Source organism: Populibacterium corticicola (assembly GCF_042683685.1).
Lineage (GTDB): Bacteria > Actinomycetota > Actinomycetes > Actinomycetales > Cellulomonadaceae > Timonella > Timonella corticicola.
Map to the genome: position 1 here is coordinate 571,087 of NZ_JBHUOP010000001.1, position 15,067 is coordinate 586,153.

Below are 15,067 nucleotides of genomic sequence, written 5' to 3' on the forward strand. Positions count from 1 at the left end.
GCCAATCAAAACGCGAGTAGTCTGGACGAATGCCAGTGCTAGGACCACTTGTTGCCTACGTGCAAACCCCACGTAGCGCTTCCGGACGCCTTCTTGAAGGCACGCTAGAAACGCTCGTTGACAACGCCGTGAACGCCGGAGTCGACGCGGTAGCCGTCCTCGGATCAGTGGGCGGCGCAGCCTACATGCCGCGATCCATGCGAAAACGCGTCATTGCCACGGCTGCACAGATAACAGGGAATCGAATCCCCATCATCGCTGGGGTGGGTGCACTCACCACCGCAGAGATCGCCATGAACCTTGAGGAGGCCGCTGCCGCTGGAGCCGCTGGAGCACTGCTGCAACCCATGGCCTATCAGCCGCTGCTTTCACACGAGGTGCTTTACCTCTATGAGCAGGCAAGCATCGCGACCCCGATTCCGTTGTGGGTCTACAACAATCCGGCAACCACACGCCACGTGTTCAGCATCAACGAACTCGCCACGATTGCCACATTCGATAACGTTGTGGGATTCAAAGACAGGGCTGCAAATGCAGCGGAGATCAAACACCGCATCGAGCACATCAACAACGCACTGCCAGCCGAAAAGGCAACAACGTTCAACTGGGGATTCTCCGGCGAGACCAAGGGTTCCCTTGTGCTTGGTCACGGTGGGAACACCTGGCACTCCGCCCTTGCTGGAGTCTTGCCCTCCATCTGCGTTGAACTCGCTCAAGCGGCAGTAGCTGGACGCAGTGACAGGGACATCGCCGTTTTCGCAGACCACATGCAAAGCGCACTCAATCCACTCACCGTCATCATGACCCAGTACGGGGGCATCCGTGTCACCCACACAATCTCGCAACTGCGTGGACTGGACATCGGTGACCTGCCGCAGCCACTTCGCCCATTGCCGCCAGCCGTCCAAGGCCTGGTGCAACTTGCGTTGCAATCCGTTGAACGGTCCCTGCGCTCATTGCAGGAGCAGATCGAAATCGGTGGAATCGCTGCAGTGCAGAACGCTGTCGTGGAGTCCGATCCGCCCACCCTACGCGACCTGGAACGTTATCAGGCGCCCGCTGCCTCAAGGCGTTCCATATCTTCACCTCAGGCGGCTCCTGCAGCGATAGTGAGAGAACCATCGGGGATCACTGTCGAGTACACTGCCTCCCATCCCTCAGCCGATCAACCACAGACCAGGGCTGCGATCCGTGCCTTGACCGCAGCATCTGCTGTTTCTGCAGTGTCAACCCGTTCCGCGTTGTCCGCTCCGTCTGCATCCTCAACCGGAAACGGTGCGGTCGCGGCAGCAGGCAGCGGACAGTCAACTCGACGCTCTAGGACACCACACTCGCACATCTATGATGAGGCTGAGGGAACAGCCGCTACCGGTTTCAATGCAGGCCCTCCCGCGCCGACCGTGAACCTTGGAAGCCTCCCCGTTCCCGGACAACCCACGCACACCGAGTCGCACCAGCAGCCAGTGCAGGAGACGCGTGCCACGCGCGCGGCAAACGCCGCCGCTCAGCCGGTCCCACCAACGGGGTCGTTTGAAGGGTCGTCGCCAAGCAGAAACGCAACCGGACCAACACCCACCTCGCCTACGCGAGTGTCCGCCAAGGCTCGCCTCTACAATGAGGCAAACCGTTCCGACCTGGCGCGGGCAGCCCAGAACATTCTGCTCACCGGTGACCCCGAAATCGATCAGACGCGGGTGAACCTAGAGCGGATCACCGCACCGATTCCGACACGAGCACAGGACGCACCCTCGGACCAGGTATCGCCTAACCCTGCTGGTGACGGAAGTAACTATGTTCCACGGCGGGCACGCCCCACCAACTAGAGCACTGTTGTCGTAGTGTCTAGGTATGCGTGCACAAGAACTCTTCGCTCAGTGGCCTGTAGACAACGCAAGCGCAGCAGTCATCGCTCCGTCCGGTGTCCTTACGCAGTACGGTGATCTGCACCGGCAGTATGCGCTCGCCTCGGTGACCAAACCACTCGCCGCATATGCGGTGCTGATCGCAATCGAAGAAGGCGCGATAGACCTCGATGAACCCGCCGGACCACAGAGCAGCACGGTGAGACATCTCCTTGCGCACACTGCGGGCTATGAGTTCGACTCGCACGTCACTCGTGGGAATCCAGGCCAGCGCCGCATGTATTCCAACACTGGATTCGAGGTACTAGCGGATCACGTGGCGCAGGCCTCTGGGATCGAATTTGGTCAATACGCCCGCGAGGCAGTTTTTGAACCATTGGGCATGACCAATACGGACATCAGCGCAAGCGCTGCGGCTGGCGGACGTTCGACAGCACACGACCTTGGCCTGTTTGCCACAGAGATGCTTAAGCCAACGCTTGTTCACTCAAGCACCTGGAACGAGGCAACGTCGGTGCAGTTCCCTGGAGTAGATGGGCTGCTCCCTGGTTACGGGCGGCAGAAGCCAAACGACTGGGGCCTTGGATTCGAGATCAAAGACTCCAAGACCCCGCACTGGACCGCTTCTGGCAATAGCCCCAAAACATTCGGGCACTTTGGTCAGTCCGGCACATTCCTGTGGGTTGACCCGGACGCCGCACTAGCGTGTGTCGCACTGACTGACCGGAACTTTGGCGAATGGGCCGTTGATGCCTGGCCGCTATTCAGCCAAGCGGTACTGAGCGAATATGGACAACTGAGCGCATGAGCAACACCCCTGCTCAGGCCCCAGAAGGACGGCCTTTGCGCGAAGTCCTACCCGCTCTTGTGGCGCTGGGAGTCTCAATTTTCATTGCTATCACCACTGAGCTTATGCCTGTTGGTCTGTTGCTTCTTCTGGCCGAAGACTTTGGCAAGTCAGTCGCGGAGGTGGGAATCATCGTGACGGTCTACGCCACGATGGTTGCAGTCCTGTCGGTTCCGTTGACGATCTTGACCAAACGTTTTGAACGAAAGACGGTGCTGTTGGCAACCCTCGCGGCCTTCACGCTATCGAGCATCGTGGTGAGCGTCTCGCCTTACTTTTGGCTTGTGGCAGTGGGCCGGGCTCTTGGTGGGGCGGCGCATGCCTTGTTCTTTGCTGTTGCCATTGGCTATCCAGCGCGGTTGTTGCGTCCCGCAGACCTTGGCAAAGGTATGGCGATTGTGACGTCGGGTGTATCGCTGGGATTTGTTCTTGGCGTCCCTGCAGCCACGGCTTTGGGGGTCGCGTTTAGCTGGCGGGTGTCATTTGGCATCGTTGCCGCGGTCGCGGTGGTGTTGACCTTGGCGGTGTGGCGCTGGCTGCCGAGTGTGCCGAATGTGATGTCGTTTGGAAGTGCTCAAACGAAGGTTGGCACCCAGGAAACTACTAGTTCTGGCCGTGCGGAAAAGTGGAATAGATCTGTTCCATTCATTTCTGTGCTCGTGGTTAACCTGGCCGTCTTCTTGGCGCATTATTCGGCCTACACCTACATCAATCCGCTGCTCGAACATGCAGCTGTCGCCAAAGAGTACGTCTCGCTTGTACTGCTCATCTTCGGAGGTGCGGGGCTTATCGGACTGGCTGTTGTTGGACGATTCCTTGATGTGCGCCCGCGTGCCGCACTGCTTGTCACCCTTGTCGTGTTCATTGTTGGCCTGGTTGGTTTTGCACTTGCTATCAATAACCTATGGCTCGCCCTGTTCTTCGCGCTCCTATGGACTGCGGCATTTGGTGGGGCACCGCCGTTCTTCTCCACCGGTGGAGTGCGCACTGCGGTGGTCTCCCCGGACATGACTGGCGCCTGGGTGAATGCAACCTCCAACATTGGTATCAGCGTTGGTGCGATCATCGGTGGCTGGGTGTTGGCTGGTGCAGGGCTCGAATTTGTTCCGCTGCTTGCGGCCGCCCTGTTTGCCGTCACCGCCGTGATCGTGTGGTTCTCGCGCCGCGGATTCCCGAGTTCCCCGATCGCTACCAGGGTCGCGGATATCCTTTGACCGACATGCGAAAGGCTCCCGACCGTTTGGTGGGGAGCCTTTGTTGTGTGGTGTCCGGAGGGGGACTTGAACCCCCACGCCCTAATACGGGCACTAGCACCTCAAGCTAGCGCGTCTGCCATTCCGCCACCCGGACAGGTGTTGTATCGGCGTTATGCCGTGGCAACTCATCCATAGTACTTGATCAGCAAGGTGGTTCGCTCACGCCAGGCTGTGATCTGTGCCGCTTGCCTTGTGCGCCGTGGGAACTGCCATGAAATCTATTGTTTATGCCGCGCAATCATGCCACTCAATGGATGGGTCAGCAGGCTGATTCATTCCTTTCTGACTCATTTTCTACCGTACTTCTTGTGCACGGCCTGCTTGGAGACCTCAAGGGCAGCCGCGATTGCTACCCATGAGTAGTTTTGGGCGCGTGCAGTGCGAACCAACCGTGCCTCTTCTCGGGCGAGTTCTCGCTGTCGTTCTCGGATTTGACGCAGTTCGGCGAGTGGAACGCCTGTTCCATCCGCGTCAATTGCGGTACGAGTAACATTTTCCATGACGTCAACTTTAGTTGACTTCTGATCTGTGGTCAATGTTGGTTGACTTTCATTATTGGCGACGAGTCCTCGGGTCCCTGCATTTCTTGCGTTCCGGCGGTTCATTTGGCGACGCAAGGGACGCAAACTGTGCAGTTGACCATATGTTTAGGGTTGCCCTCGTGCTCGATGGGCCGAAAAACGTCCGGGTGCACATCTAAATACCATGCATCCGGAACAAAAACAGCCCACCGAGTAGGGGAGTGGGAAGCGGCTAACTCGTCGTCAAACACAACATGGTGATTTTCCGGAATTAATACCTAAGAAAAACGCCCTAACTCCGGAACATTACCATGTTGCCTCTTCGTGAGGTGTTGGAGTGAAGTAATTATGGCCCCTGGCTTGTAGTTCGCGTGGTGGGCGCACGAAAGCAAATAAAAGGCTCCCGACCGTTTGGTGGGGAGCCTTTGTTGTGTGGTGTCCGGAGGGGGACTTGAACCCCCACGCCCTAATACGGGCACTAGCACCTCAAGCTAGCGCGTCTGCCATTCCGCCACCCGGACAGGTGTTGTATCGGCGTTATGCCGTGGCAACTCATCCATAGTACTTGATCAGCAAGGTGGTTCGCTCACACCAGGCTGTGATCTACGCCCCAGGATGCGGGCGATGAGCGGACAGTGTTGTGTCTGCTGGAGGGCTTTCGCTCCGTGGGTTTTTCGTGGGCATGTGTCATCTGTTGCTACAGACCCACGAAAAACCCACGGACCGGTGCAAAGAGCGAAGATGGAGATAGGGGCGGTGGAGGGAATGTGCCGAATGATTAGAGATGCACGATTTGGGGTAGGTAAAAGGCTCCCGACCGTTTGGTGGGGAGCCTTTATGTGTTGTGGTGTCCGGAGGGGGACTTGAACCCCCACGCCCTAATGCGGGCACTAGCACCTCAAGCTAGCGCGTCTGCCATTCCGCCACCCGGACAGGTGTTGTGTTGGCTTGTGCCGTGGCAACTCATCCATAGTACTTGATCAGCAAGGTGGTTCGCTCACGCCAGGCTGTGATCTACACCGCTGCCATACTGATGGGAAGAGAACATAACGGAGCATCGTTGTAGGTGCTCGTGTGAGAAGCCAAGAGTGTTAGGAACTGGACAGGTATGGAAGCGAAGCAGGATCTTGAGCGGGTACTCAAGGCCGGGCTCAATTTAAACCTCGACGACCCAACCCGCGAAGCCCGCACAACAGGGCAACGTAAATCAGCGGTCATGATCCTGTTCAATGGAATCGAAGGACACGAGTCAAATCGCGGTCAAGGGCTTGAGGTACTACTGACCAAGCGTTCCGACACCTTGCGCCACCATCCTGGACAAATCGCTTTCCCAGGCGGCGGGATTGACCCAACCGATCGTGGACCAGAAGCGGCAGCCCTGCGTGAAACCGCAGAAGAAACGGGAATCGACATCGGGGGAGTCGAGGTGCTCGGCTCTCTCCAGCAACTCGCGCTTCCGGTATCCAACAACCTGGTGACTCCGGTGCTCGGCTGGTGGCACACCCCGCAAGACCCTGTCGCCGATCTTCAGGAAACGACCGAGGTGTACCGAGTTCCCGTCGCGCAACTGCTCGATCCACTCGCACGCGGTGTCACGGTCATGCATCGTGCGGGCATAACGTTCAAAGGCCCAGCCTTCCGGTTCAACACTTTCGGCCGGGAGCGTATCGTGTGGGGTTTCACTGGGCTCCTGCTCAATTCGGTGTTTGATCAGGCGGGCTGGACCCAGCCGTGGGACACGGAACGTGAGATTGAGATCGCGGCGTGAGGGATCGTCGCCAATCAGTGCAATAGAAGTGCGATAACCCAGACCACACCTAACCCGCCTCCAAAGCCCGATAGCGGTGGGGAGCGCAACCACAAAAGTGTTTTACCGTGGACAAACCGCAAATGTGCGATATGAATGAAGTCATGTCAAACGTGCAACCAGAGCTTGGCGCAAACAACCCATTTGCGCAAGCCTCCACCCTTCCGTACTTCCTTCCCGACTTTTCGCTCATCACAAACGAGCACTACCTGCCTGCTATCCGCTTTGGAATGGCGCAGGAACTCGCGGAAATCGACGCGATCATCGCCAATGACGCGCCTGCGTCGGTGGCGAACACCCTTGTGCCGTTCGATCTTGGCGGCGAGGTCCTTGGGCGAGCACTCACGGTTTTCTACAACAAGATCAGCTCTGATGCTTCGAGTGAACTTGAGGACATCGATGAGGAGTTGTCCCCAGAACTCGCCGCGCACCACGACGCGATCTTCATGAACAAGGCACTCTACGAGCGATTTGTGTCGTTGCAACAGCGGATCGATGCGGGCGAGGAACCGGCGGACGAGGCATCCCGTTGGCTGTTGACCAATCTACTCAAGGACTTCAAGCGCGCAGGTATCGACTTGGATGATGCGGCGCAGGAGGAACTGCGCACCATCAACGCCCGCCTGACTGAACTGGAATCGCAGTTTGGTCGTAAGTTGCTGGCGGGCGCGAACGAGGCGAGTGTTTTCTTCGCCAACGCAGATGACCTTGAAGGTTTGCCGCAGGACGCGATTGATGCCGCAGCGGCGGCCGCCAAGAACCGTGGCCGCGAGGGTGAATACCTCGTGGAACTGCAACTGCCAACCCAACAGGCAGCGCTTTCAGGCTTCGCACGACGTGACGTGCGCGAACGGGTGTACAACTCCTCGATCAACCGTGGTGCAACGGGCGGCGAGAACGATACCCGGGCAACCATCCTTGAGACGGTGAAGTTGCGTGCCCGTGCCGCGAAACTGCTCGGTTACGAACACCACGCCGCGTATATCGCGGAGGACGCGACCGCTAAGACCACCGAGGCAGTGAACAAGATTCTCGCTGATCTGACTCCTGCCGCAGTAGCGAATGCACGCGCGGAGGCCGTCGAACTGGAGCGCGCGCTGCGCCAAGACCTTGGCGGTGACACCGCGAAACTTGAGCCGTGGGACTGGCAGTACTACGCGGAGAAGGTGCGCCTCGAAAAGTACTCGCTCGACGATTCGCTGCTGCGCCCATACCTTGAACTCGAGCGCGTGGTGAACGAGGGTATTTTCGCTGCCGCGAACAAACTGTACGGCATCTCGTTCGTGGAACGCCCAGAGCTCAAGGGCTACCACGATGACGTGCGCGTGTTCGAGGTGTTCAACGAGGACGGGTCGGGTCTCGGCCTGTTCCTGGCTGACTTCTTCACGCGTGAGTCGAAGCGCGGTGGAGCGTGGATGAACAACCTGGTGGACCAGTCGGGTCTGACGGGATACCGCGCGGTTGTGGTGAACAACCTCAACATCCCGAAGGCACCCGAGGGCCAGCCAACGCTGCTGACCTGGGATGAGGTCATTACCCTGTTCCACGAGTTCGGGCACGCCTTGCACGGCCTGTTCTCGCACGTGCACTACCCATCGCACTCGGGCACCGAGGTCGCGCGCGACTTCGTGGAGTTCCCAAGCCAGGTCAATGAGATGTGGGCGTGGGAGCCGCAGATCCTTGCGCAGTACGCGGTTCACTTCCAGACAGGCGAGCCGATGCCAACGCAGTGGATCGACACGCTGAACGCCTCGCGCCAGTTCAATGAGGGTTTCTCGACCACCGAGTATCTGTCTGCTGCCCTGCTCGACCAGGCGTGGCACCAGATCACCGAGGACGAGGTCCCGTCGAGCGTGGACGAGGTCGTTGCATTTGAGCAGGCCGCGCTTGCTCGCGCAGGGGTTGACCTGGATGTCGTGCCGCCGCGCTACCGCACCACCTACTACAACCACATTTTCGGTGGCGGCTACTCGGCCGGGTACTACTCGTACATCTGGTCCGAGGTGCTTGACGCCGACACGGTCACGTGGTTCGAGGAGAACGGCGGTTTGAAGCGGGAGAACGGCGACTATTTCCGGCGCACTTTGCTCAGCCGTGGTGGCAGCGCGGATTCGCTCAAGGTGTTTGAGCAGTTCCGCGGTCGCCCGCAGATTATCGAGCCGCTTATCGCACGGCGTGGTTTGAACGTGGCGGTCTGATAGTAGGCTCCGCTGGCCGACGGTTTTTATTGCCGACGAGCAGGCGAGTATGCCCAGCGCCTCACCTTTTCAGGTGCGGACGCTGGGTGGCGTGCGGGTGGACGCATATACGTCCACCCGCACGCACCGGGGTAGGTTAGAACTGACGTCACCGTTGGGTGGCAGGTAATTCGGGTAAGGGAACCAACATGAGCACGGAACACAACACCATCACCGCAGCCGATGAGGTAGCCAAGATCTGCCAGGAGTTGCTGCGTTTTGACACCTCGAACTTCGGCAACAACGAGGGGCCGGGGGAGCGTAAGGCTGCCGAGTATGTGATGGAACTGCTCACTGAAGTTGGGCTGGACCCGCAATACTTCGAGTCGGCTCCGGGGCGCGCAAACGTTGTGGTGCGGTTGGAAGGAACTGACCCGACCCGTGATGCGCTCGTGCTGCACGGACACCTCGACGTTGTTCCGGCACAGGCCGATGAATGGTCGGTTGACCCGTTCGCAGGTGAACTCATCGACGGCATGTTGTGGGGTCGTGGCGCGGTTGACATGAAGGACATGGTCGCGATGATGCTCGCGGTCGTGCGCCAGATGGTCCGAGAGGGACGCAAACCAGCACGTGACGTGATCGTTGCCTTCTTCGCCGATGAGGAGGCGGGCGGTGAGTATGGTGCTCACTATGCGGTCAGCAACATGCGCGAGATCTTTGACGGCGCAACCGAGGCCATCTCCGAGGTGGGCGGCTACTCCACGATGATCAACGGTCAGCGTGCATACCTGCTGCAAACCGCAGAGAAGTCGCTATCGTGGCTCAGGTTGATCGCAGAGGGTAGGGCTGGCCACGGTTCCCAGGTGGCCGAGGACAATGCAGTCACCAAGGTCGCTGCCGCTATCGCACGCATTGGTCAGCACAAGTGGCCCTACCAGACCACACCGACAGTGGATGCCCTGCTCCGAGGTGTCTCGGAGATGACCGGGTTGCCGTACGAGCCGGAGAACCCTGAACTCATTGACGCCCTGATCGACGCGATGGGGCCTGCAGCCCGCTTCGTGGGCGCAACGGTACGTAACTCAACGAACCCCACTCAACTTGCCGCGGGTTACAAGGCAAACGTGATTCCGCGCGTTGCCGAGGGAGTCATTGACGCGAGGTTCCTCCCCGGATACGAGGCCGAGGGCCGGGCCACTCTGGACGAACTGGCCGGTCCCGGTGTGCGCATCGAGCCGATCCATGTGGCACCCGCCCTTGAGGTTCCGTTCAGTGGCACCCTCGTGGACAAAATGTCAGCGGCGGTACTCGCTGAAGACCCAGGAGCAAAGGTTTTGCCATACATGTTGTCGGGCGGAACGGACAACAAATCGCTGTCAGTGCTGGGGATCGCAGGCTACGGCTTCGCACCGCTGCAACTACCTGCTGACATGGACTTCCCAGCAATGTTCCACGGCGTTGACGAGCGCGTGCCCGTCTCGGCTTTGCTCTTTGGCGTTAAAGTGCTTGATCGCCTGCTGGCAAACGCCTGAGCACTCTCACGGTCGAGGGACCAGGACGTGAAATAAAAACTAGACACCCACAGCTATGATGCGGCGGCGCAGCCAATACTTGGTTGTCCCGCCCTCATAGATCACGGTACGTGCCAATTCCCACTTGCCAACCTCCGCCTCCTGCACGAGCAGCGCACGGGTCTGCGTTTTCGAGGTGCCTCGAGGTACAACAACCGTGCGATATTCGTAGTGTGGTTCCCGCTTGCGTCGGGCCTTGAGATAGTGAAGGTCTGCCGCGCGGCGGGCTTCTAGGCTGTGTGCTGGCATTGAGTGAATCTTCCCTTCGCGTGGGTTGTGCTGCACGTGATCGTGTGGGGCCGCTCACGTGTGAACCAACACATTACTCCTATCTGGGGCGAGGTTTCAGCGCAATTGTCCGGATTGTAGGGTTCGTTTCCCTAGGGCTGAAAATCTGGGGACCAAATGATGGTGCAAAATCGTTGGAAGAGCGATAACGTTTGAGGCATGACTGTAGATCCTCGTGCAGCGCTAGACCGCTTCATCGCTGCTCTTGAAGCCCACTACTCGGCTGTGGTCACCCGCCGTGGCGACGATGACCCAAAGGTCGATGATGCTTTTGACATCCTCGATGACGCCTTCGAGGTGTACGACGAGGCGCTCGCCATGACCCACGGAGAGCTCTTGCCATTCTCCAACATCGAAGATGACGATGATTTTGATGGTGAGGATGATGAGGACGACGACGAGGAGTTCGAGGACTGATCCTCTCGTCACATAAAGTTTAGGAAATATCGATGGGGTTCGAAGCAGATGCTTCGAACCCCATCGTCTTCTCTGCGTGTTTGTTTGGTGAAAAGCTCGAACACCCCATACGGGAACCCACCATCAGCGCTGCAATGCGGGTAGGCTACTGATCTGTGAACGCATTCGAAGCAATAATCCTTGGTCTCGTGCAGGGTTTGACAGAGTTCCTCCCGATTTCCTCCTCCGCACACCTGCGAATAGTCGGCGAGTTGATCGGCAACGCAGACCCGGGTGCCGCGTTCACCGCCATTACCCAGATCGGTACGGAAGCGGCTGTGCTTCTATATTTCCGCAGAGACATCAAAAACATCTGTATCAAGTGGTGGCAATCGCTGCGCGGAGCGCACGGGACTGACTGGAAAGCCCGCATGGGTGCACACGACCGTGATGCGGCGATGGCCTGGTTCATCGCTCTGGGGTCTATCCCCATCGTGGTGTTGGGGCTGCTACTTGAGGACCGCATCGAGTCCGTGTTCCGTAACCTCTATCTGACGGCGCTCATGCTCGCTGTCTTCGCGCTGCTGCTCGGTTGGGCTGATAAACGTGGCGCGCACAAGAAGCCGCTCAACGAACTGTCCGTCAAGGATGCGGTCATCTTCGGTTTCGCTCAGGCCATGGCCCTGATTCCAGGTGTGTCCCGTTCCGGTGGCACGATCACCGCAGGACTGCTCTTGGGCTACACCCGTGAGGCTGCAGCCAGGTACTCCTTCCTGTTGGCGATCCCTGCCGTGATGGGTTCGGGCTTCTACAAGCTGTACGGTTCCGTGAGTAAGCCAGCGGCTGAAGGCGCGGCAGGCATGTGGCCGACCCTCATTGCCACGCTCGTTGCGTTTGTCGTCGGATACTTCGTAATCATCGCATTCCTCAAGATCGTTTCGACCTTCAGCTACAAGCCGTTTGTGATGTATCGACTGTTCTTGGCTGGGGCAGTGGTCATGCTGCTCCTTGCTGGCGTACTTCAACCGATGGGTCCATCTGTCTGATCTGGGTCGAGCACAGGGAACATCTCGGTTCGGATATGCGGCTGATCTTGGCTATCGTTGAGTTGTGATTACTTGGCCAGCCCCCCAAATCCCGCAGATTCCTGGTTCGCTCGACACGGTTCGGGTATTTGACTCGACGACGCGGCAGAACGTGGAGGTCACGTTCGGGCAGAACGCCTCGCTGTACGTGTGCGGTATTACTCCATACGACGCGACCCATATCGGCCATGCCGCAACCTATGTTGCTTTTGACCTGCTGAATCGTGCTTTGCGGGATGCGGGGAAGACCGTTTCCTATGCCTCCAACGTGACCGATGTGGATGACCCTCTACTTGAGCGAGCCAACGCCACGGGTACGGACTGGCAGGAACTTGCGGCCTCACAGATCAACCTGTTCGCGCGGGATATGACTGCTTTGGGGGTAATCCCTCCAGAAACCTATCTCGGTGCTGTGGAGACGATCCCGCAGGTTACCGCCGCGGTCCAAAGAATGCTGGCAGAGGATGGCGCCTACCTGGTGCCGGTCACCGATGGTTCTGCTGTCAGCGACTCGGCAGCAGACGTGTATGCAGACCTGTCTGTCGACTCAAGGTTTGGTTCTCTCGCGCCAATCAGCCCGGAGGAGCGGCTCGCGTTCTTTGCTGAGCGTGGGGGCGATCCCGAACGTGAGGGCAAGCGAAGCCCTCTGGACCCGTTGCTGTGGCGTGCGGCCCGGCACGGTGAACCTGCTTGGGATGGCGGTTCGATTGGTCAGGGACGTCCAGGCTGGCATATTGAATGTGCGGTCATCGCAGTAGAGGCGCTTGGAGCGCGATGTTCCGTTGTCGGTGGCGGTGCGGATCTGCTGTTCCCGCACCACGAGATGAGCGCCTCCCATACGCGTGTTCTGACGGGGGACAGCCAGGCGGGACCTCGTCTTGCTGTACATGCTGGCCTTGTGTCGTATCAGGGCGAGAAGATGAGCAAATCGCTCGGTAACCTCGTGCTGGTCTCAGAGCTGATCAAACGGGGCGTCGAACCCATGGTGATCAGGTTGGCGTTGCTATCACAGCATTACCGCAGCGAATGGGAGTGGACCGATGAACTACTCCGGCAGGCGCAGGAACGGTTCGAACTGTGGCTTGAGGCGTTCTCAGGAAATGGTGGCCCTGCCTATGACGACACGTTGAGGGCAATGCGTGCTGCGCTACGCGAGGACTTGAACACCCCTGAGGCGCTTGGTGCGGTGGATGAGTGGTCACGCTTGACTCTCGAAGGCGAAGAGAGCACCGAATTCGTTGAGGGGGCACCGGGCGTGATGTCGCGTGCCGTGAACGCTCTCCTCGGTATCCGCATGTAACCATCATCTAGATGAGAGAGGGGCCAAGCGCAACAGTGCATGGCCCCTCTCCTCTACCCAGAGGCGAACTACTCACCGAAACAGGCCATCAAAGTGGCCTACCAACCCGCCAGACAACCATGCGTAACGGGCTATACGAACGAGGGTGTCGTCGGCAATCAGCCCAGATCGCCGGGAGAACCGGCAGAACCGGTGGAACCTGGACCGCGACGCCGCAGAAACCTCTCAAACTCCTGCGCGATCTTCTCCCCGGAAATCTCAGTGATCGTATCGTCCGTCACGAGTTGTTGAATGTATTCGGCCAGATCTGGCTCAGACTCAACAAAAGCATCAACGCCACGTAGCCAGGCGGACATCTCGTCTTCCAACTCACCGCGCGGGATTGCCTCGCCAACGATGTCCTCAACGGCATCCAGCAGAGCAATCTCCGCAGGAATCGCAGGAGGATGCGGCACATAATGAGGAACGAATGCCCAGGCGCTCACCGCAGGGACGCCATCAAGCTCAGCGTAGTGTCCAAGCACGCTCGTGATACCTGCAGGGCCTTCGTAATCGCTTTCCTCGACCCCCAGATGCTCTTGCATGAATGTGTTGGAACTGGTCACGGTGGCTGGGGCCTTCGAGGTGTGTGGAACATCCGCGAGAAGAGCACCGAGCAACACGATACCGCTGCAATCCAGTTCATCGGCGATACGCAGGATCTCCTGATAGTAGGTGCGCCAGCGCATGTTGGGTTCAATCCCGTGCACAAGTACCAGTTTTCGGCGCAGCGTGGAGTGAGTGATTACCTCAACGCGGGTTGCCGGCCACAGAATGTGCCTACCCGCTTCGGTAGCCACGACCGAGGGACGATTCACCTGAAAGTCTACGTAGGGTTCTGGGTCGATCTCGTCGTACAGGCGCGCGTCAAAAGTGTCTGAGATGTGCTGGAGAGCATTCGTTGCCGCACTACCCGCATCGTTCCATCCCGCGAACGCTGCGATCATGACGGTGCCTTCGTCGAAGCGTTGAGCGACTTCAGTTGGTTCAGTGTTCGGTGAGTCGGGGTGACGGGGCATATCCATCCTTTAAGCCTAGTCTCCGGGGGAGAGCTTGTGCCGGACGTTCACCGAGCGCTGATAAACGGCACCGAATTTAGCCCAAGATGACATGGCTCCGTAATATGGGTGGTTGGTTCTCCTAGAAAGCTTCGGTTATGTCATCTATGCCTTACAGGGAAGAAAAACTCCATCTACCTCAAGCGATCCTGTTTGATATGGATGGCACGTTGATTGATTCCGAGCCGTTTTGGCAGGCTGCGGAATACGAGGTTGTCGAGTCCGGCGGAGGCATCTGGACCCACGAGCAGGCGCTGACTCTCGTGGGATTCGATCTGATGGACGCGGCGCACGTGTTGATCGCTGCCGGTGCCCCAGGCAGTCCTGAAGACGTCGTGGCGTTTTTGGTGGAACGAGTGAGTACGCAGTTGCGCAGGGAGGTGCCGTGGCGGGAACATGCTGCGGAGACGCTTGCGTGGGTGCGGGCATTGGGTATTCCATGTGCGCTTGTGACCAGCTCGTATGGTCCTGTGGCTCACGCATTCGCAGATACGGCAGCTCCCGGTACGTTCGAGGTCGTGGTCTCCGGCGATGTGGTCGAACGCGGCAAACCGCACCCTGACCCTTATCTTCAGGCAGCCCGTGCACTTGGCGTGGATGCCACCCAGTGCATTGCGGTGGAAGACTCCAGAACAGGGATCACCGCGGCTCTTGCCTCGGGTGCGCGCACGATTGGCATTGAAGCGATCACGCCGGTCGAGTCTGCGCCCGGCTTGAGTCGGATCAAGTCGCTGGACCAACTCACGCCGTTTGTGTTGGATGTCGTTATGCGCGGTGGCTTGGTCGACTTCAACTCCTGAATCTCTGATTGCCGACGAGTCTCTCCCCACCTGCCCGGTTCCACGACGTGGGTAGCC

At 58.7% G+C, this 15,067-nt stretch carries 13 protein-coding genes and 3 tRNA genes; 10 read left to right on the forward strand and 6 right to left on the reverse strand.

Annotated features, from left to right (window positions below; all coding sequences use genetic code 11):
* The first annotated feature begins 29 nt into the window (after positions 1-29).
* The 3 genes from ACFSYH_RS02665 to ACFSYH_RS02675 are packed head-to-tail and all read left to right on the forward strand — an operon-like array spanning position 30 to position 3,923.
* Entirely contained in the window at positions 30-1,823 is a 1,794-nt protein-coding gene (locus ACFSYH_RS02665) for a dihydrodipicolinate synthase family protein (RefSeq protein ID WP_377464941.1), read from the forward strand.
* Between the two features lie 25 nt (positions 1,824-1,848).
* The gene (locus ACFSYH_RS02670) at positions 1,849-2,670 is read left to right on the forward strand and encodes a serine hydrolase domain-containing protein (protein WP_377464943.1); all 822 of its coding nucleotides are present in this window, start codon (positions 1,849-1,851) and stop codon (positions 2,668-2,670) included.
* A complete protein-coding gene (locus ACFSYH_RS02675) occupies positions 2,667-3,923 on the forward strand; it encodes an MFS transporter (protein ID WP_377464944.1) in 1,257 nt (418 codons plus the stop codon). Before ACFSYH_RS02670 ends, ACFSYH_RS02675 begins: the two co-directional genes overlap by 4 nt.
* 48 nt (positions 3,924-3,971) lie before the next feature.
* On the opposite strand, the gene ACFSYH_RS02680 is transcribed toward ACFSYH_RS02675, so the two are convergent.
* The 4 genes from ACFSYH_RS02680 to ACFSYH_RS02695 form a co-directional block, all read right to left on the reverse strand.
* Positions 3,972-4,059 (reverse strand) — tRNA-Leu (locus ACFSYH_RS02680).
* Between the two features lie 193 nt (positions 4,060-4,252).
* The gene (locus ACFSYH_RS02685; protein ID WP_377464945.1) at positions 4,253-4,465 is read right to left on the reverse strand and encodes an AsnC family protein; all 213 of its coding nucleotides are present in this window, start codon (positions 4,463-4,465) and stop codon (positions 4,253-4,255) included.
* Positions 4,466-4,919: 454 nt separating this feature from the next.
* Positions 4,920-5,007 (reverse strand) — tRNA-Leu (locus ACFSYH_RS02690).
* Between the two features lie 324 nt (positions 5,008-5,331).
* Positions 5,332-5,419, reverse strand: a tRNA-Leu gene (locus ACFSYH_RS02695).
* Between the two features lie 175 nt (positions 5,420-5,594).
* Here ACFSYH_RS02695 and ACFSYH_RS02700 point away from each other — a divergent pair.
* From ACFSYH_RS02700 to ACFSYH_RS02710, 3 genes are all read left to right on the forward strand, one after another.
* On the forward strand, positions 5,595-6,254 hold the full coding sequence (locus ACFSYH_RS02700) for an NUDIX hydrolase (protein ID WP_377464946.1): 660 nt from the start codon (positions 5,595-5,597) through the stop codon (positions 6,252-6,254).
* Positions 6,255-6,397: 143 nt separating this feature from the next.
* Positions 6,398-8,491 (forward strand): M3 family metallopeptidase, encoded by a 2,094-nt coding sequence (locus tag ACFSYH_RS02705; RefSeq protein WP_377464947.1) that lies wholly within the window; start codon positions 6,398-6,400, stop codon positions 8,489-8,491.
* A gap of 188 nt (positions 8,492-8,679) precedes the next feature.
* Positions 8,680-10,005 (forward strand): M20/M25/M40 family metallo-hydrolase, encoded by a 1,326-nt coding sequence (locus ACFSYH_RS02710; RefSeq protein WP_377464948.1) that lies wholly within the window; start codon positions 8,680-8,682, stop codon positions 10,003-10,005.
* Positions 10,006-10,044: 39 nt separating this feature from the next.
* Here the strand turns inward: ACFSYH_RS02710 and ACFSYH_RS02715 are convergent, their stop codons facing one another.
* On the reverse strand, positions 10,045-10,293 hold the full coding sequence (locus ACFSYH_RS02715) for a DUF5703 family protein (protein ID WP_377464949.1): 249 nt from the start codon (positions 10,291-10,293) through the stop codon (positions 10,045-10,047).
* Positions 10,294-10,491: 198 nt separating this feature from the next.
* Between ACFSYH_RS02715 and ACFSYH_RS02720 the strand changes: the two genes are divergently transcribed.
* The 3 genes from ACFSYH_RS02720 to mshC all read left to right on the forward strand — a co-directional run bounded on the left by ACFSYH_RS02720 (position 10,492) and on the right by mshC (position 13,113).
* Positions 10,492-10,749 (forward strand): primosomal protein, encoded by a 258-nt coding sequence (locus ACFSYH_RS02720; RefSeq protein WP_377464950.1) that lies wholly within the window; start codon positions 10,492-10,494, stop codon positions 10,747-10,749.
* A gap of 155 nt (positions 10,750-10,904) precedes the next feature.
* Positions 10,905-11,774, forward strand: coding sequence for an undecaprenyl-diphosphate phosphatase (locus ACFSYH_RS02725; protein ID WP_377464951.1), 870 nt, complete (start codon positions 10,905-10,907; stop codon positions 11,772-11,774).
* Between the two features lie 64 nt (positions 11,775-11,838).
* A complete protein-coding gene (gene mshC / locus ACFSYH_RS02730; RefSeq protein ID WP_377464952.1) occupies positions 11,839-13,113 on the forward strand; it encodes a cysteine--1-D-myo-inosityl 2-amino-2-deoxy-alpha-D-glucopyranoside ligase in 1,275 nt (424 codons plus the stop codon).
* Positions 13,114-13,271: 158 nt separating this feature from the next.
* Here mshC and ACFSYH_RS02735 read toward each other — a convergent pair whose 3' ends face one another.
* The gene (locus tag ACFSYH_RS02735; RefSeq protein WP_377464953.1) at positions 13,272-14,171 is read right to left on the reverse strand and encodes a PAC2 family protein; all 900 of its coding nucleotides are present in this window, start codon (positions 14,169-14,171) and stop codon (positions 13,272-13,274) included.
* A 137-nt stretch (positions 14,172-14,308) separates the two neighbouring features.
* Between ACFSYH_RS02735 and ACFSYH_RS02740 the strand changes: the two genes are divergently transcribed.
* Positions 14,309-15,010, forward strand: a complete 702-nt coding sequence (locus ACFSYH_RS02740; protein ID WP_377464954.1) for an HAD family hydrolase — start codon at positions 14,309-14,311, stop codon at positions 15,008-15,010.
* Positions 15,011-15,067: the final 57 nt, after the last annotated feature.